This window comes from Desmonostoc vinosum (genome assembly GCF_059505385.1).
This window is the reverse complement of the sequence record NZ_JCACKM010000032.1, coordinates 18070-35357: the sequence shown is the minus strand read 5'-3', so window position 1 is coordinate 35357 and position 17288 is coordinate 18070. Positions and strand designations below refer to the sequence as shown.

Here is a 17288-nt window from a genome sequence, read left to right as displayed (position 1 = left end):
TAAAAGGGAATTGAGAATTGGGAGTGCTGAGTAAGTGTTAGACTAAGCATCTACCATGCAATCTAACATTATGGTGCAAGTCTCGCTTTGCCCAAACGCTGCTTTTCATACCATTGGGCGATCGCTGGTGCCCAATCTGCAAAGTGAGGCCACATTAATTCGCACAATTTTTGAATTTCCAATTGTGCGTCCTTTTTATTACGTAAATCACAAAAATGCAAAAATGACCGCAGATTAAAGCTAACGACAAAATGCTGACGATAATCAAAAGGTACTTTACCTCTTGCATGTTCTTCCGACATTCCACCCTCAAAATCAGCTTTGTATCGTTTGGCTGCTTCTAAACACCACTCTAAATCTGCTGCTCGTTGCTCTGGTGAGTAGTAATATTTTTTTCCTTGTCTATCAGTGTAATAACCAACAGGACGTAGATAAAAAACATCTTCTATGTCTTTTCTACCTTCTATTACATCAATAAATTGATTACCTGTATAACGAAAAGATTGAGTATCGAAAGATACTCCTACCCGATGAGTTCGAGCCTGCTGCATAACGCTGTGGGGAAAATAGCCACAGTTGAAAACAATCTGGGGATGCTCTAAAGGCCCGTAATGCCCCCTTTCACCAGCTAAAAGTCGCTTAATAATGATTTCGCCAGCTTGGGACTCCGAGGGCCATGAGTCGCGCTCATCAAACACGAACCCATCGGTATAGTCTTGATGCATTGCCGCATAAATCACTTGCTGCGGGTTTGATGTTTTGGCAATAACTTCTACTCGGAATCGATGCATTGGCTGTTATGGATGGGATTTGTAACTAAGAGTGCTGACTTAGAAGGAACAAGGAACGGAGCTTTAAACTCGATCCACCATCATATCTCTTTCGGCAGATTCAGAAACTTTACAATAGTTAATATACTTGTTACACTTCTTTACATGAAAAAACACAGGGGATAAAGATAATGCGTACAAATGCCTCCATAGTTGACGATCAGGGCAAACTAAACAATTTTGCGATCGAGCCAAAGGTTTATGTAGATGACCAAGGCGATCGCACTGGCTTTACTCATTATGCGGAAGTACTCAACGGTCGTTTGGCGATGATTGGTTTTGTTTCTTTAATAGTCTTAGAAGTATTGACAGGACACGGTATTTTTGGTGTTTTGGCAAATCTATAAAAGGGAACAAAAAACACTTCTTCTTTTGTCAAAGACGCTACGCGTAGCTTGCTACGCGTAGGAGTACGACTAAGCTGAGTACATCGCAGGGGACAGTGACCGAAAAGATGGGTACAAGCCCCGTGCTTCGTTTCCCGGCTTTTTGATAGACTAGAGGAATCCGCAACACAGGCAGAGGCTCGCACTTCGGTGGAGGAACCTGTCTCGCAACGGGCGGCAAATCCTGAGAAAGTTTTGGCTCCTAGGGAGCGCACGGAATTTTCTCTACTCATCGGCGGGGCACGTCGAGGTGAAGCTTGGTGAGGGTAAAGTCGATGGACTAAGCGCGATCCAAGAATCCCCGAACTTCAGGACGGGGAGTGTCAAAATATACTGTTAACAGTAAACATTTTCAGGGTGAAATATGGCTTTAACCACTTCAACAATGTTGCCTTTAGGCACTAAAGCACCAAATTTTCATCTACCCGAAGTAGTATCTGGAAAAACGATTTCACTTTCTACTTTTGCCGACAAAAAAGCATTATTAGTAATGTTTATTTGTCGTCATTGTCCTTTTGTTAAGCATGTGCAAACAGAGTTAGCGCAGATAGGAAAAGATTACTCTATGAGTGATTTGGGGATTGTTGCCATTAGCGCTAACGATGCCAAAAACTACCCAGATGATGCACCAGAATCATTAAAGGCAATGGCTACAGAACTTGGGTTTAATTTTCCCTTATGCTATGACGAAACCCAAGAAACGGCAAAAGCTTATACAGCAGCCTGCACACCTGATTTTTTTATATTTGATAGTTCAGACCAACTTGTTTATCGCGGACAATTAGACGATAGCCGCCCTAGTAATGGTAAACCCGTAACTGGTGCAGACTTACGCGCAGCTATAAAAGCAGTACTAGCGGATACATTGATTACAACCGAGCAAAAGCCGAGTGTTGGTTGCAATATTAAATGGATATCAGGGAATCAACCTAGTTATTTTGGTTGAGGAGATGAGGAGGCAGGGAGCAGGGGGAAGGTTGTATATAAATCTCTCCGTTGCACCCTGCCCCCTTCCCCTCTGCCTCTTCCCAGTTCCCTAACAATCAGTGCTTAATTTCTAAGTTAAGAATGTAGCGTCCTAGTTGGACTTTTTCGGCCCACAGTTCGTATTCTAAACGTAAATGCTCTGGTAAGGGATGTCCGTTAAGGGTGAGAGTTTTAGTAAAATTACGTAAGCGAATAGGATCGTTAGGTTGCAATGACTCGATTGGCAACCAGTAACGGCTAATGCCATAAACACCCTGTTCCCAGAAATGGCGATAGCTTACTTGAGCATTGCCTTGCATGGTCATGATTACCCGGTAAGGGGAAATCTCCAACCATAAAATTCTGGGACTGCTGGGGGCGTAAGCGCTACTCCTCTTTTGAGGAAGTGTATCCTCTGGACTATGAAAACTTGCTACTTCGCAACTAATTAAAGGTGGTGCAGTCAATAGTAAATGAAACCGATTTGTGTCTTTTTGGTACAGCGTCCCGGCAGTTTCGACAACAGACCAGATAGGTAAATCAGTGGAAATCAGTGATAAGCACACGGGCTTGCGGTGATGGGTCAGCATGGGAGCGATGAGGGCTAAAAGCTATTGAACAAGATGAAATGTACACTAAGGTATCTAGCAAGTCAGCGTAAGCAACTAAATGGTAAAACATGCTTAATCTTAACTGAATCTGCTGATTTGTTAAGTTGGATAAATCAGCATGTAAAAGCGTAGTATGTGAGCCTAAACAGTAAAAACAGCACTTTTTTTGGGGAGTGCTAACCCAAAACTCCGTCTTGAAAATAGAGGTTAGGGATTAGGGGCTAGGGGCTAGAGAAGAGGGATTTTCATGCTCTGGTTATGGAATTGCCCATGATAGTCTAGCTTGTAAAGATTTTTGTGAATACTCTCAGCCTACAACCTTAAGACATTAGAAGTTGTTGTAAAAGCTGAGAAACTTTCTTAAAAAAGACAACTGTAGGATAAATAAGGGTGGCGAAGTAACAATTGAATCAAGAATCTCTGTTGCTTAGCTATGGAGATTATGCAAAACTTTCGGTGTATTCAAAAGCCAGTGTATCCTAATGTCGGCTTCTGTCATAACCCTAGAAACTCACGAAGACCTTTCTCATAAATTGATTATTCAACAACCCACCTCTGGGTTATCTTTACAGGGTCGTATCCGTGTACCAGGAGATAAGTCTATCTCTCACCGGGCGCTGATGTTGGGTGCTTTGGCCCAAGGTGAGACTCAAATCCAAGGATTACTTTTAGGAGAAGACCCCCGCAGCACTGCTGGCTGTTTCCAAGCTATGGGTGCAGAAATTTCTGAACTCAACACGGAACTGGTACGGGTTAAGGGTATTGGTTTAGGAAATTTACAAGAACCAGGCGATGTGTTAAATGCTGGCAACTCCGGTACAACCCTGCGGCTAATGTTGGGAATATTAGCATCTCATCCGGGGCGCTTTTTTACTGTAACAGGTGATAGTTCCTTACGATCGCGTCCGATGTCCCGTGTAGTTAAACCTTTGCAACAAATGGGGGCCCTGATTTGGGGACGCAAAGATAATTCTCTAGCCCCCCTAGCAATTCAAGGACAAGCGCTTAAACCCATTCATTACAATTCCCCTATCGCCTCAGCTCAAGTTAAATCCTGCATCCTGCTTGCTGGTTTGATGACCGCAGGACAAACTACCGTGACTGAACCCGCCCTGTCTCGTGACCACAGCGAACGAATGCTCAGGGCTTTTGGGGCAGAACTCAGCATTGACCCAGAAACCAATAGAGTCACTATTACTGGGCCTGCTCAACTACATGGACAATCAGTAATTGTACCAGGCGATATCAGTTCTGCGGCCTTTTGGTTAGTAGCTGGAGCCATTGTACCTAGTTCGGATTTACTCATTGAAAATGTAGGTGTAAATCCCACTCGCACTGGTATTTTAGAAGCCTTATCACTGATGGGGGCGGATATCCAACTAGAAAATCAGCGAGAAGTTGCTGGCGAACCTGTAGCAGATCTACGAGTGCGTCATAGTCGGTTGCAAAGCTGTACTCTGGCTGGAGATATCATCCCTAGATTGATTGATGAGATTCCGATTTTGGCAGTGGCGGCGGTATTTGCCACAGGTACAACGGTAATTCGAGACGCTGAAGAGTTAAGGGTTAAAGAAAGCGATCGCATCGCTGTAATGGCCCAACAACTCAATAAAATGGGAGCTAAGGTAAGTGAATTACCCGATGGGATGGAAATTACTGGTGGTACTCCCTTAGTAGGTACTGATGTAGATAGCCATACAGATCATCGCATAGCCATGAGTTTAGCGATCGCTGCCTTGGTTTCCCAAGGTATCACCACGATTCACCGCGCAGAAGCTGCTGCTATTTCTTACCCTAACTTCACTGCTACGCTACAACAAATTTGTAGCTAGTGACTAGGGGCCATACTATACCTGATGTGATTGGTAACTGCTATAAGAGTTTGGCTTATTTTCTCCATTCCCAATTCCCCATAACTATTGATGTCTTGCTGTTAATTCTGTGCCTTTGCGCTGTCTTATTTTACTGCTACGGAATTTATGCGGCGATCGCTTTTTTAAATCATCCCCATGTTATCGATCCCGAATTCCAGCCAGCGATAACCATTCTCAAGCCAATTTGTGGGTTAGATGCTCAAGTAGATGAAAATCTCACCTCATTTTGTCAGCAAGACTATCCAAAATATCAGATAATTTTTGCTGTGCGCGATCGCGAAGACCCTGTTATTGATGTTGTTAAGAAAATTATCCAGCAGTTCCCAGATGTGGATATTCATTTGGTTGTGAGCGATCGCATCATCGGGGCTAATCTCAAAGTTAGTAATCTAGCGAATGCTGTCACTGCCGCCAAACATGAAATCTTGCTGATAGCAGATAGCGATATTCGTGTTGGAGGGGATTATTTACAAAGAGTCATCCAACCACTCAAAGACGAGAGTGTTGGTGTAGTCACCTGCTTGTATCGTTCCCTAGCTCAAGGATGGGTAACAACTTTAGAAGCCATCGCTACTGCTACTGATTTTCATGCAGGGGTTTTGGTTAGCAATCAACTAGCAGGGATAAAATTTACCTTTGGTTCTACGATTGTAATACGTAAACCAGTGCTAGAAGCGATCGGTGGATTTGGGGCGATCGCTGATTATTTAGCAGATGACTTTCAACTTGGCTACCAACCAAGCAAAGCAGGTTACAAAGTTGTACTATCCGACTATGTGGTTGAACATGTCTTAGCTACTAGTAGTTTAGCTGATGCCATACAGCGCCAAATTCGTTGGGGACGCTGTATTCGTGTTTCTCGTCCTTGGGGTTATCTAGCACTACTTTTTACTTACGGTACAGTTACTAGTTTGCTCTTATTAATTGCTGTCGGCGGTTCAAAACTAGGCTGGAGTTTGCTGGCTATCACCTGGACAATGCGGTTATTAATGGGTTGGGTAGTGGGAGTTAAACTACTCCACGATATGGCTGCCAAAAAGTTTTTGTGGCTTATCCCTTTATACGATTTAATTCGTTGTGTCATTTGGTGCTGTGGCTTTGTGGGTGGAACAATTGAGTGGCGGGGGCAGCGTTTGAAGTTGATTAAGGGTGGTAAGTTAGAAACAATTTCGCGAATTTGTAATTAAAACATGGCGTGACACAAGGATGTTGCTAAACCCGCCTCTACTTACCCATGTGATAAAAATCTCTTGTCAATTCCCATTACCCATTCCCTATTTTCTAGATAAACTCATCAGACAAAACATAACTTAGCTATTGTTTTAGCATCATTAGCTTCTGGGAAAGATTCGATGGTTAAATTATATTTTTTATCAGATACTTCTTTAATTATTTGTTGAATTTCTTCAGGTTGATAAAAAGCCATATCAAAATTGGTCAACCTTTGTAAGATAGGAAAATTATCTTCATTTAGGAAATATATACTTATTGCCAGCTTGGCTAGTTTCATCATTAAAGCAATGGCTCTCTTTGCACAATACTTTGATTTTTCTCCATATTGGTTAGGCTGATCGTAGTTGACACCAAGTATACCTAAAGAAATGACAATATCATAATATTTATTACTCCAATCATCTGCTAAAAAATCTCCTTCGATAAAGTTATTTCGTTCATCGCTACCATATAGTTTTTTAGCTTCTTCAATAAAGTTAGGTAATATATCAATACCTGTATAATTTCCTTGAAAATTCTTATTTTCTCTTAAGTGCTGAACCAAAGTTCCATAACCACATCCAATATCTAATACACTCTTGATATTTTGCCAATTAATTTCATGATATGTTGTTGCAACTTCAAATCCTATATATTGAAGAGTGCAGGATTCCCAGCCAACTCGTTTCGCTATTTTGTCAAATGAATTGTCATTTGAGCGAGATGCTCTATCGAGATAAAACGCCTGAGTTTGTAATTTATATTCTTCTTGATTATACATTAGATATATTGCTTCGGGTATAGAGTAACGTCTGGTAAAAGGTTCGTCTGAGCCTTTTTGTATATGCCTTGATTACGAAATTATACCAATTCCCCAAAATCAAGGAACAGTTCCAAACCAAAAAAATCAACAACCTTGATTTTCTGAATTACACCCAACGCGAATTAAAAGCTTTAATTTTGTAGGGTGTGTTATGGACGAAAGTCCTAACGCACCGAAGTACTCGGATGGTGCGTTAGCCTACGGCTTAACTACTTGACTTTCAGAATTACGAATTATGTTAGCGAGTCATCGAGCGTCGGTACGAGCGTCAGCATTAGCAACACAGAAGCGTCGCATCATTACGAATTAGTTTGAGATATGCCTTTTGTTAGAAGAATAATAAGATTTTTATAGTTATTCTGAAGTTGTACTCAAATCATTTGTGAAAATTAACAACAATCAACCAATGGAGTGTTGGCATGAAGAATTTAATTTCTAACGTGATTTCCTTGTTTAATGGGCTTCAAGTAAAACGTTTTTTAGCTGTTGTCTTAGTTGGTTTCCTAGTATTGACCACAAATGTTATTCCAGAACGCAATAACGACATTTCGAGTGGGAGAGTTCGCGAGCTGGTAAATCAAAATGATGCTCAAAGACCCAAAACAACAGGACAATGGAACAGAGAAGCTCGCGAAACAGAAGGTAATCCTGGTGAACGACTTCAGAAGATTGGTAAAGAGTCAGCAGAAGCTTTGAAAGAATTTGGATCGGGATATGTAGAAGGCGCTCAAAAAACTGCTCGTGATGTTCGTGAAGGTGCGACACGAAACAGGTAGAAATTGGAATTCTGAAATAATCTCTTCTGTCTTTAGATAAAAAGGCGATCGCACCCAGTAGAAAATTGAGTGCGATCGCCTTTTTTATGTCTGTAAAATTAGCCAGTTAACTTTAACACCAACAATAAAAGTTTTGTATTGAGACAAAAAATTTGGATTTATGTCCTAAAAATTATGCATATAAATGGCTATATATCTAATAATTTTACATATTTAATTCTCAATTAACCAATAAAATTGAGAAGTTAATTTTGCTCGTGATTCAGAAAGCAAAATAACGCTATCTAAATCAGAGTTAGTATTTATGAATATCTTTTTCGGCAAAGTAGTTCTTGTGACGGGTGGCGCTTCTGGCTTAGGAAAAGGTTTATGTGAAACACTTTCGCGGCATGGTGCCAATGTTGTAATTGCAGACATCAATATAGAAAACGCACGTTTACTCGCAAAGCATTTACAGCAAGCGGGAGGACAAGCAGAGATTACTAGCTTGGATGTCACAAATTCCGTGAATGTGGCAGAGAAAATTACAGCAATTATCCGTAAATATGGACGTATTGACTATGTATTTAACAATGCTGGCATTGCAGTAGGGGGTGAATTTCAAGAAATTGATCTAGCTGTTTGGCGGCGAATTGTAGATATCAATCTGCTAGGTGTTGTCAATGTTATGTATGCTGTATACAAACACATGGTACGTCAACGTAGTGGTCACATCATAAATATTGCTTCAATGTATGGTTTAGTGCCTAGTCCCTTGTCTACTGCTTATGTAGCAACTAAACATGCTTTAACTGGTCTTACTCAATCGCTAGCATCTGAGGCTAATAATTATGGAATTAAGCTGACGGTTGTATGTCCAGGCTACATTGATACTAATCTTTTCCAAAATGGTACTTACGGTAAAAGTTTTGATATCAAGCATCTAAAAGCCCGTGTTCCTTTCAAGTTTATCGATGTGTCAACTGCTGTTAAAAATATACTGCGTGGGGTGGAACGCGAGCAATTAATCATAGTATTTCCTAAATATGTGCATGTTTTATGGTGGATATATCGTCTGAGTCCGCAGTTGATGTATAACATCAACAACCTCGTCATGCGTCAACAGCGTCGGCGTTTTGGTTCCCCTATTCGTGACTAGGAGTGTGGGGCAGGAGTGTTAATTCGTAATTCGTAATTCGTAATTCGTAATTCGTAATGACGCGACGCTCCTGCGTCGCTCTAAGCGAAGCTATGCCGCAGGCTTTACGCTGACGCTCGTACCTCGCTACCGCTGACGCTCGAGGACTCGCTACCGCTTTGCTAACGCTAACGCTATCGAGGACTCGCTACCGCTGCGAAGCGCGTAATTCGTAGTTAAAAGTACATTGACTTACCAAGATTCTTGCTGATCTTTGTCGCTAAATAAACCCAATAGTGGGCCGAGAATTGCTCCGAAGAGGAAACCACCTGCATGTGCCCAGTAAGCAATACCGCCGCTTTCCATACCAATGTTGGTGGGTGTTTCGAGACTAGCAAGTCCATAGAAAGCTTGCTGGATGAACCAAAATCCTAGAAAGAAATATGCAGGAACACGGAATGTGGGGAAGAAAATACCCAAGGGTACTACGCCGAGAATTTCGGCTTGGGGAAAGCGGAGAATGTATGCACCCATCACACCAGCGATCGCACCGCTTGCTCCTAATGAAGGGATGTTAGAATTCTGAGCAAAGAACCATTGGGATAAAGCTGCCAAAACCCCACATGATAAGTAAAACAGCAAATATTTGGCGTGTCCTAGCTTATCTTCGACGTTGTTGCCGAAAATCCACAGGAATAACATATTGCCAGCTAGATGCAAAAAACCACCATGCAGAAATTGGGAAGTGATTAAGGTTGCCCACTCTGGAACTGGTTGATTAATTGAGACACCACCAAAGCTTAAAGTCAGTTCTTGCGGAACGACAGCCGCTAGGTGCAAAAATCCGTCTAATGCTTGTGGTGGTAGACTAGCTTCATAAATAAAAGCGAGGACATTGACGGCAATCAATCCAAAAGTCACATAGGGTGTGATTTGTGTAGGATTATTATCTCTAATTGGAACCACGAGCGTTTTTGATGATAATTAAGACACTAGCTATACAATACTGAAATATATGAGTAGTTTCTTCTACCTCGTGGATATTTCGCTAAGATTTGAGATTGAGGACGGTTAATCCTTGAGGAAGATCGGGCGATCGCTACAAGAATTTCCAAATAAATATCCTATTGCTTTTAACTAGTTCCGTAGGTTTAAGTCCCCCGGTTCTATAATCGGCAGTCGGCAAGTTTTGTAATGGGGATTTAACCCCGATACAAAACTTAATTACGAAATTACGAATTACGAATTACGAATTATTTAATAGGGGAAAGAAAGTCGTTTTGATTCGGTAAAATCGGCTAATTTATTTCTTGAAGTTTGCTAACGACCTGCTTGATTTTCCCCAGCTACATTTAATATGAACATACTATTAGGTATTCTCAAATGTGCATGAATATCACTTAATTGCACATTTTCTGGTAATTGATGCAGCACTACACAACATTTTTGTACTGCTGCTTGATACTCTCGCCATTGCTGACGAATTGCGTTACTGGCAGCATCTTTACCTAAGTCAGAAAATTTTAGCCCAGCGCGAGCTAGCCAAACTTCTACATCTGTTGTTTCACCAACAGATGTGGATATAAAATTGGTGTTCCTCATAAATTTAGCCTGTCTTATTAAAAAAATTGATGAATTGCTAGCAATTATTTGATTGCGTCTGTCTCATTTTCTAGTCCTTGAAAGCTTTGTTTTATCTGCTCCCAAAGTGCTTCGATTTGTTGATAAGCCTCAGTGTGAGAAAGTTTTCCTCCAGTTTGGAGATTACAGATATAGCCAACTCGTTGAGAAAATTCTTGCAGGTTGGCATTGAATACAAGCTGACTTGGTGTAAATTTACCGGAGTATTGATAGCGATGATAAAGGAAGTTGTGTTTGTCTACTTGATGGTAGTTACTCATACATAAACCTTGTTGCTAAAGTCAACATTTTTGGTAGTCCGTTGAGATAAATCCTAGACATATTTAACTTTTTTTTGCATCTATCTAATAGAGTATTTACGCTGATATTAGTTAAAATTTACACGCGTAATTATGAAATTTAGTTCCAGTATATGCCACGTTATTGATAACAGCAATTTTTATTTATTGTCAATTCAATAAAAATTATTTATTGTACATCAAAGTTTGCGATCGCCTTTATTTCTCAACCAGCAAATAGTCATCACTTTTAATTATCGTTATCAAAAAAAACAACATTTGCTTATATAGATTGGTAACTGTACATTAAAAATCATCAGGACAAAAGCAATTTGAAACGACCAAAGAGGTGCAACATGAATCCAGCAAAAAAAGTATTATTCAACCGTGTTAATAGACAAACAACTCAAAAGCTGCATATTGTAGAGAAAAAGTAACAGCGTTGAAAGTCTCTTGTTTTATTACTTCATTAACTGCAATCTACTATATTTAGACTCGACCTAGTAAGAAAATTGCTTGTGAAATTCACTAAAAATCCTTTGTTCTTTACTAGAGTCGAGAACAGAAAAAGTTACTCTTTTAAATCTGCCCTCAAATTGACCACCAGCTAATAAGAAATATGCAAATATTTGAGCAACCATCGCCGGGTCATTTTGAAATACTCCACACCCCCAAGCGCCTAAAATTAAGGCATCGCAACCGTGTTCAGCTAATAAACTCAAGACTTTTGATGTCCGAGTTTGAAGAACCCCAGGTATTTTCTCTACATCCTGCGGTTGATTTTTCTGAATCATTCCGGCATTTGGTGCTGGACTAGTGATGAAATTGACGATATACGGCTGCTCTAATAGTTTTCCATCATCGTCTTTAAAAACTGGACAGCCAGGAGAATAAATCATCCAATCTGAGTATAAAAGCGATTGTTGAGAGCGATGAAAACGATAATATTCAGGGCATTTCAACAGGCTTTGGTAAAGTCCAGAACTTCTTGCTAAACTCTCTTCTTGTGCTTGGGCACCTTTGATAAATCCACCTCCAGGGTTTTTGGCCGAAGCAAAATTCAGAACACCAACTTGTTGAAATTCACATGTTTTCGCTATGCGTTCTGCACCCATTAGGGTAGTCTCATTCCTCACTTCAAATTCAGTTTCTAAAAAAACAGGATCACTCTTAAGCACTTCTTTTTCAATATCAGAGAGATTTTCAGGACTGTAGCATTTTGTTCCATCAAGACAATACTTGAACTCTTGAGCGATATTAACCAGATTGCCATTACCAGAAACATAGCTACCAGCATCAAGAACTTCTAAAGTATTTTGGGCTATATCGATTCGTTTTATTGGTTTCATCTTCCCCACTTTCCTATTAAACTCAGCGTTTCATGAATATTATTTATTATGTATATATATATAGCAATCCTATCTGATTTGTGAAAATTCACGGTGTCTAGATCCCCGACTTCTTTGAGGATACAGCTGGTTATTCAGGGGTATCACCCCTCATGGGGTTGACTCCTTGCGGGGGTTTGCATCAGCATGAAAATTGACGAAGAATTGATCCGCGAGAAGTCGCTAAAGCATTCTCGTTTAGCAAGGAACGCACGAGGAAATCAGTGAAAGTTTTAGTTGTCGGTAACGGGGGGCGCGAACATGCTCTAGCATGGAAGCTACTGCAATCCAAACAAGTTAAGCAAGTTATCTGTGTGCCGGGGAATGGAGGCACAGCGACAATGGAGCATTGTCAAAATTTGCCTCTAGCGGTTGATGATTTTGCTCTTATTAGCCAACATGCGATCGCAAATAACGTTTCCCTGGTAGTAGTTGGGCCAGAAATCCCTTTAGCAAAGGGAATCACAGATTATCTGCAATCACAAGGATTGATGGTATTTGGCCCCACAAGAGCGGGAGCGCAAATTGAAGCGAGTAAAGCTTGGGCAAAAGCTTTAATGCGAGAAGCCGGAATCCCTACAGCTAAGGCTGCGGTATTTACGGAGGCAAATGCTGCCAAATCATATGTCAAAACCCAAGGGATACCAATTGTCGTCAAAGCGGATGGATTGGCGGCAGGTAAAGGTGTAACGGTGGCTGAAACATTAGAACAGGCACATGATGCCATCGATGCTATTTTCCAAGGGCAGTTTGGTAGCGCTGGTGAATTTGTTGTGATTGAAGAGTATTTAAGTGGGCAAGAAGTTTCAGTATTAGCACTGACAGATGGGTTAACAATTCGACCTTTACTACCAGCTCAAGATCATAAGCGGATTGGTGAAGGCGACACGGGGGAAAATACTGGTGGCATGGGAGCCTATGCCCCAGCACCAATCGCTACACCCGAATTGATGGCGCGGGTGCAAACAGAGGTATTAGAGAAAGCGATCGCATCCCTAAAAGCCAAAGGCATTGACTATCGAGGCGTTTTATACGCTGGGCTAATGATTGCCCCCAATGGGGATTTGAAAGTTTTAGAATTTAACTGTCGCTTTGGCGATCCAGAAACGCAGGTAATCTTACCACTGTTAGCAACACCCCTCGAAGAATTGCTCCTAGCCTGCGTACAGCAGCGGTTAAGCGAAATGCCCCCCATAGCTTGGCATCAAGGGGCTGCTGCCACTGTTGTTGCTGCTTCAGGTGGTTATCCAGGAGAATATGAAAAAGGTAAAGTAATTATTGGTATGCACGAAGCCGAAACAGCAGGAGTAACTGTGTTTCATGCCGGGACAAAACTCAACCAGCAACAACAAGTAGTGACAGATGGCGGACGAGTATTAAATGTGACTGGCATCGGAGAAAATTTTGAGCAAGCGATCGCCCAAGCATACACTGGCATTGACCGTATCCAATTTGACGGAATATACTACCGCAGAGATATCGGGCATCGAGTAGTGACCAGAAGCTAAGCGAAGATGAGAAAATCATCAATTCCCCAATCCCCATTACCAAGAAGACGCGGAGACGCGGGGAAGGGGAGACGCGGAGCGCGACCCTTCTCAAGGTCGAAGCACTGGTCAAAAGCCCCCGACTAAAGTCGTGGAGGCAAAAAATGTTTTCCTTGCTTGAATCCCCTAGCTTTAGTTATGGGGACTCTCCGCGTCCCCGCGTCCCCGCGTCCCCGCGTCCCCGCGTCAACCAAAACGCGAAATCTAAAAAACCTACCCATAAGAGGCCCCACCTTCCCCAATCCCCATTTTCCAAACAGATGTCATTATAGAAAAGGTGAGAATATTCTGGAGACAAGACAACGGCTTACACACGTCCTTTAGCACGCTTAATTGAGCAACTGCAACGCTTGCCAGGAGTAGGGCCCAAATCAGCCCAACGTTTGGCATTGCATATTTTGAAACGACCAGAAGCAGAAGTAGAGGCTTTAGCAGCAGCCTTAATTGAGGCCAAAAAACAAGTCGGTTTGTGTTCTGTTTGCTTTCACCTCTCGGCTGAACCGATTTGTGAAATCTGCCGCAGTCCCAACCGAGATCACACTACTATTTGCGTAGTCGCAGATTCTCGCGATGTGATTGCTCTAGAAAAAACTCGCGAGTTCAAAGGTAAGTATCACGTCTTAGGTGGAGTAATTTCCCCAATAGATGGTGTCGGCCCAGAACAGCTAACTATCACCGCCCTGCAACGCCGCGTGAGTCAGCAACAACCCCAAGAGGTGATTTTGGCAATTAGTCCGAGTATAGAAGGGGAGACAACCACATTATATATAGGTCAACTACTGAAACCATTTACCAAAGTGACACGCATTGCTTTTGGTTTACCTGTAGGTGGCGATTTGGAGTACGCCGACGAGGTGACGCTGGCAAGAGCCTTAGAAGGACGCCGAGAATTAGATTAAGGCACGAGGAAAGGTTTAATGAATACTATTGTGCTAAACCTAGAAGCGATCGCTCATTTAACCGATGAGCAATTTTATCAATTGTGTATTACCAATAGCGATTTAAACCTGGAAATGAGTGCAGCAGGAGAATTAATCATTTTTTAATGTGGGATTGAAGCATTTTTAATTTAGATTACTTAACTCAATGCAAAAAATCGTCTAATTCGATACAATTTATAGGCATTAGGAGAGCCGAGGAGAATTAAAGTGGTCTTATCGAAAGGCTTTGAGATCGAGATATACACCGGCACGTCTCAAGGTGAAATCGTCGGTCTCTCCGACAAGATTGTCGCGGCGTTAGATGGGTTTATGCGAGAGCCAGATAGCCGCAATGTTGAATATGTCACAAACCCGTGTCGTGACTATGAATATCTGTTGTGCGCCTTGCTGCGTCCTCGGCGACAGTTGCGAAATTATCTCAAGCGCCTGGGAGATTACACTCTAATTCCAGGAAGTACTTTATCGTTGGGTGATAGCGATCGCTTCATGCGTTCCGATCCCTCTAATCCTTACCACGACTACATTGAGCAAACCTACGGCACAAAAGTAGTTACCGCCAGCGTTCATATCAATATAGGTATCAGTGATCCAGAATTATTGATGCGGGCGTGTCGAATAATTCGCATGGAAGCACCCTTATTTCTCGCACTCAGCGCCGCATCTCCCTTTTTAGATAAGAAAGCAACTGGCTATCACTCCACTCGTTGGGGTTTATTCCCGCAAACGCCTAGCTATGTACCTTTATTTGCTAGCCATGCTGATCATATTGAGTGGGTAGAAAATCAGTTAGCTGCTGGTACGATGCAAAATGTGCGCCACTTGTGGACATCAGTACGACCAAATGGCGATCGCCGCCCCTATGAACTGAATCGTCTGGAACTGCGAATATGTGATTTAGTTACAGATCCAATCGCCTTGTTGGCAATCACCGCTTTTCTAGAAGCACGTTTATTACAAGTTATAGATAACCCTAGTATTGACCCACTAACCCAAAGTATATTCTCGCCTGAAGAACTCATCGCTGTAACTGCTGCCAACGAAACAGCAGCGGCTACAGCCAGTCTAGATGCTCAGCTGAGGCATTGGCAGGATGGTAGAACCATTTTAGCTAGAGATTGGATTGCTGAACTCTATCAAAACGTTTGGGCGATCGCCAAACAACAAGGATTTAGCTGTTTCCTCTCGCCTCTGCACAAAATCCTCCGCGAAGGCAACGAAGCCCAACAGTGGTTGCAGCTATACACAGTCGGCTTTGATTCCCAGCGAGTCATCACTCAAGCTATAGCAGCCACCCATGAGCGCGAAATCGAACTTGAAAACAAATTGTGTTCGTCTTCGGTAGCTTAATTTTTTTGGGACTGGGGACTCTGACAGGTGTAGGTTTTTAATATTTTGCGTTTTGATCGACGCGGAGACGGGGAGACGGGGGGACGCGGAGAAAGATTTTGAAACGAAAAAATAGGCTTTTTCGGATTGAATGTAAAATACCTACACCTGTGAGGACTGGGGAATGAATGTTGATTGCTTCTCCCCCTGCCTCCCCTGCGCCCAAAGCGATGGGATATTTTATTATTTGTCAGTCCTTTATCCAGCTAAAAACTGTTTGATACGAGAAATAATTGAATGCGTTTTCTAGGATTAAGTAAATACTCTCCAGAAAATGTAAATTCTGTCTCAAGACAGATGTAAATTTATTTTGTACTCAAAAAAATTTCCCATTCTCAATTCTCCATTCGCCAAAATTCATTTTAAAAATCTAATCGATGGCGATCGCTTAGTAATTATTAATAAAACCTATATATAGCCTCTGCCGATTGGTAGATTTTACATTTTTCATATATTACTTTATACAATACATAAACCATAAGGATGATGCTTAAGGTAGTTTTAATTCACCCGCAAATTCCACCTAACACAGGTAATATTGCTCGTACTTGTGCTGCTACGGGTACTGAGTTACATTTGGTTGGGCCTTTGGGATTTGAAATTAGCGATCGCTACCTCAAAAGGGCTGGTTTAGATTACTGGCCCTACGTTAAATTGAACTACCACGAATCGCTAGAAGCCTTTAAAAACCTCCATCAGGAGCGTGGAGGTAGATGGTTAGGTTTTACAGTCAGAGGAAATTACAATTATGTAGACTTCCAGTTTCAAGCTGATGACTGGTTATTGTTTGGCAGTGAAACTACTGGTTTATCACCAGATGTTCTTTCAATCACAGCGGCTAACCTCTATATTCCTATGGCTCAACCTGGAGTTCGCAGCTTAAATTTGTCAGTAAGTGTAGCCATCGGTTTGTTTGAAGCTCGGCGTCAGTTGGGTTATTTACAATAGTTTTTAAAATTTATATTTATTACGTGAGAATACTTGAATTTTCCCAGCACTTAATTATATTGAGTGATTTTTACAGCTTAAAAATACTCTTGTACTCGTAAATATAATGTAGGTTAATATACTGATACTTGACATTCTTCTCAAATTGTCGCTAAAAATACTGACGAACTAGGACGAAATAATATAAGAAATTTGTATATAAAACTTGGAAAAATACGAAATTTGAATGATAGATTTTGATGAATTTGAATCATCTTAAATTGGGAAACAAAAGTAGCGAAACCCAGTCTAATAGAGTATTTGAGCTATTTTAGCTCGACTTACCTGGGAAAAAAGCTCAAAACTGGCGACGAGATCATACGGTTGTCTTTTAGGGAATAATCAACGTAAAGTCTCGTGATGGGATGGCGGATTCGGTGAAAACATCTTGAAAATGTCTACAGTAGAGGACATAGCTTTTCCAGAGGTCGCGGCAGTTCAATTTTTGACGGCGACAGAGGACTTGGCAGATTAATCTGTTTGTCTAGTCCCCGCGATTGCAGCAAGACAAGCGCGGAAAGCTGT

17 protein-coding genes and 1 pseudogene are annotated in these 17288 nt (G+C 41.6%); 11 read left to right on the top strand and 7 right to left on the bottom strand.

The window, feature by feature from the left end:
• Window positions 1-68 precede the first annotated feature (68 nt).
• On the bottom strand, window positions 69-791 hold the full coding sequence (thyX, locus tag AC5JMF_RS04840; RefSeq protein ID WP_495794590.1) for an FAD-dependent thymidylate synthase: 723 nt from the start codon (window positions 789-791) through the stop codon (window positions 69-71).
• A 170-nt stretch (window positions 792-961) separates the two neighbouring features.
• Between thyX and AC5JMF_RS04835 the strand changes: the two genes are divergently transcribed.
• Together AC5JMF_RS04835 and AC5JMF_RS04830 are read left to right on the top strand one after the other, a co-directional pair.
• Window positions 962-1177, top strand: coding sequence for a high light inducible protein (locus tag AC5JMF_RS04835; RefSeq protein WP_495794589.1), 216 nt, complete (start codon window positions 962-964; stop codon window positions 1175-1177).
• A gap of 403 nt (window positions 1178-1580) precedes the next feature.
• Window positions 1581-2162 carry a thioredoxin family protein gene (locus AC5JMF_RS04830; protein WP_495794588.1) on the top strand — a complete coding sequence of 194 codons (582 nt, stop codon included), beginning with the start codon at window positions 1581-1583 and terminating at the stop codon, window positions 2160-2162.
• 97 nt (window positions 2163-2259) lie between these two features.
• On the opposite strand, the gene AC5JMF_RS04825 is transcribed toward AC5JMF_RS04830, so the two are convergent.
• Window positions 2260-2772: a hypothetical protein gene (locus tag AC5JMF_RS04825; RefSeq protein ID WP_495794587.1), complete on the bottom strand. Its 513-nt coding sequence runs from the start codon at window positions 2770-2772 to the stop codon at window positions 2260-2262.
• A gap of 503 nt (window positions 2773-3275) precedes the next feature.
• Here AC5JMF_RS04825 and aroA point away from each other — a divergent pair.
• Both aroA and hpnI read left to right on the top strand, forming a co-directional pair.
• A complete protein-coding gene (gene aroA / locus AC5JMF_RS04820; RefSeq protein WP_495794586.1) occupies window positions 3276-4625 on the top strand; it encodes a 3-phosphoshikimate 1-carboxyvinyltransferase in 1350 nt (449 codons plus the stop codon).
• Between the two features lie 80 nt (window positions 4626-4705).
• The gene (hpnI, locus tag AC5JMF_RS04815; protein ID WP_495794601.1) at window positions 4706-5854 is read left to right on the top strand and encodes a bacteriohopanetetrol glucosamine biosynthesis glycosyltransferase HpnI; all 1149 of its coding nucleotides are present in this window, start codon (window positions 4706-4708) and stop codon (window positions 5852-5854) included.
• A 107-nt stretch (window positions 5855-5961) separates the two neighbouring features.
• On the opposite strand, the gene AC5JMF_RS04810 is transcribed toward hpnI, so the two are convergent.
• Window positions 5962-6660: a class I SAM-dependent methyltransferase gene (locus tag AC5JMF_RS04810; RefSeq protein ID WP_495794585.1), complete on the bottom strand. Its 699-nt coding sequence runs from the start codon at window positions 6658-6660 to the stop codon at window positions 5962-5964.
• Between the two features lie 461 nt (window positions 6661-7121).
• On the opposite strand from AC5JMF_RS04810, the gene AC5JMF_RS04805 reads away from it, so the two are divergent.
• Both AC5JMF_RS04805 and AC5JMF_RS04800 read left to right on the top strand, forming a co-directional pair.
• Window positions 7122-7478, top strand: coding sequence for a hypothetical protein (locus AC5JMF_RS04805; protein ID WP_495794584.1), 357 nt, complete (start codon window positions 7122-7124; stop codon window positions 7476-7478).
• A gap of 304 nt (window positions 7479-7782) precedes the next feature.
• Window positions 7783-8616, top strand: coding sequence for an SDR family NAD(P)-dependent oxidoreductase (locus tag AC5JMF_RS04800; protein ID WP_495794583.1), 834 nt, complete (start codon window positions 7783-7785; stop codon window positions 8614-8616).
• A gap of 231 nt (window positions 8617-8847) precedes the next feature.
• On the opposite strand, the gene AC5JMF_RS04795 is transcribed toward AC5JMF_RS04800, so the two are convergent.
• The 4 genes from AC5JMF_RS04795 to AC5JMF_RS04780 form a co-directional block, all read right to left on the bottom strand.
• Window positions 8848-9561 carry a rhomboid family intramembrane serine protease gene (locus AC5JMF_RS04795; protein ID WP_495794582.1) on the bottom strand — a complete coding sequence of 238 codons (714 nt, stop codon included), beginning with the start codon at window positions 9559-9561 and terminating at the stop codon, window positions 8848-8850.
• Window positions 9562-9915: 354 nt separating this feature from the next.
• Entirely contained in the window at window positions 9916-10197 is a 282-nt protein-coding gene (locus AC5JMF_RS04790) for a hypothetical protein (protein ID WP_495794581.1), read from the bottom strand.
• 44 nt (window positions 10198-10241) lie between these two features.
• Window positions 10242-10496, bottom strand: a complete 255-nt coding sequence (locus tag AC5JMF_RS04785) for a DUF7219 family protein (RefSeq protein ID WP_495794580.1) — start codon at window positions 10494-10496, stop codon at window positions 10242-10244.
• 518 nt (window positions 10497-11014) lie between these two features.
• Window positions 11015-11863, bottom strand: coding sequence for a TIGR02452 family protein (locus AC5JMF_RS04780; protein ID WP_495794579.1), 849 nt, complete (start codon window positions 11861-11863; stop codon window positions 11015-11017).
• A 263-nt stretch (window positions 11864-12126) separates the two neighbouring features.
• Between AC5JMF_RS04780 and purD the strand changes: the two genes are divergently transcribed.
• The 5 genes and pseudogenes from purD to AC5JMF_RS04755 all read left to right on the top strand — a co-directional run bounded on the left by purD (window position 12127) and on the right by AC5JMF_RS04755 (window position 16724).
• Window positions 12127-13410, top strand: coding sequence for a phosphoribosylamine--glycine ligase (purD, locus tag AC5JMF_RS04775; protein ID WP_495794578.1), 1284 nt, complete (start codon window positions 12127-12129; stop codon window positions 13408-13410).
• 380 nt (window positions 13411-13790) lie between these two features.
• Entirely contained in the window at window positions 13791-14348 is a 558-nt protein-coding gene (gene recR / locus AC5JMF_RS04770; RefSeq protein WP_495794600.1) for a recombination mediator RecR, read from the top strand.
• Between the two features lie 18 nt (window positions 14349-14366).
• Window positions 14367-14489, top strand: a pseudogene (locus AC5JMF_RS04765) (Uma2 family endonuclease); the annotation flags it as partial.
• Between the two features lie 108 nt (window positions 14490-14597).
• Complete coding sequence (gene gshA / locus AC5JMF_RS04760) at window positions 14598-15737, top strand: glutamate--cysteine ligase (RefSeq protein ID WP_495794577.1); 1140 nt, start codon at window positions 14598-14600, stop codon at window positions 15735-15737.
• Window positions 15738-16262: 525 nt separating this feature from the next.
• On the top strand, window positions 16263-16724 hold the full coding sequence (locus tag AC5JMF_RS04755; protein WP_495794599.1) for a tRNA (cytidine(34)-2'-O)-methyltransferase: 462 nt from the start codon (window positions 16263-16265) through the stop codon (window positions 16722-16724).
• Window positions 16725-17288: the final 564 nt, after the last annotated feature.

Excerpts from the sequence above, each read along its gene's own strand:
- AC5JMF_RS04780 (WP_495794579.1), bottom strand. The coding sequence starts at position 11,863 with ATGAAACCAATAAAACGAATCGATATAGCCCAAAATACTTTAGAAGTT.
- AC5JMF_RS04790 (WP_495794581.1), bottom strand. The coding sequence starts at position 10,197 with ATGAGGAACACCAATTTTATATCCACATCTGTTGGTGAAACAACAGAT.
- aroA (WP_495794586.1), top strand. The coding sequence starts at position 3,276 with ATGTCGGCTTCTGTCATAACCCTAGAAACTCACGAAGACCTTTCTCAT.
- AC5JMF_RS04810 (WP_495794585.1), bottom strand. The coding sequence starts at position 6,660 with ATGTATAATCAAGAAGAATATAAATTACAAACTCAGGCGTTTTATCTC.
- AC5JMF_RS04835 (WP_495794589.1), top strand. The coding sequence starts at position 962 with ATGCGTACAAATGCCTCCATAGTTGACGATCAGGGCAAACTAAACAAT.
- AC5JMF_RS04825 (WP_495794587.1), bottom strand. The coding sequence starts at position 2,772 with ATGCTGACCCATCACCGCAAGCCCGTGTGCTTATCACTGATTTCCACT.
- AC5JMF_RS04755 (WP_495794599.1), top strand. The coding sequence starts at position 16,263 with ATGCTTAAGGTAGTTTTAATTCACCCGCAAATTCCACCTAACACAGGT.
- AC5JMF_RS04805 (WP_495794584.1), top strand. The coding sequence starts at position 7,122 with ATGAAGAATTTAATTTCTAACGTGATTTCCTTGTTTAATGGGCTTCAA.
- AC5JMF_RS04800 (WP_495794583.1), top strand. The coding sequence starts at position 7,783 with ATGAATATCTTTTTCGGCAAAGTAGTTCTTGTGACGGGTGGCGCTTCT.
- AC5JMF_RS04830 (WP_495794588.1), top strand. The coding sequence starts at position 1,581 with ATGGCTTTAACCACTTCAACAATGTTGCCTTTAGGCACTAAAGCACCA.
- thyX (WP_495794590.1), bottom strand. The coding sequence starts at position 791 with ATGCATCGATTCCGAGTAGAAGTTATTGCCAAAACATCAAACCCGCAG.
- AC5JMF_RS04785 (WP_495794580.1), bottom strand. The coding sequence starts at position 10,496 with ATGAGTAACTACCATCAAGTAGACAAACACAACTTCCTTTATCATCGC.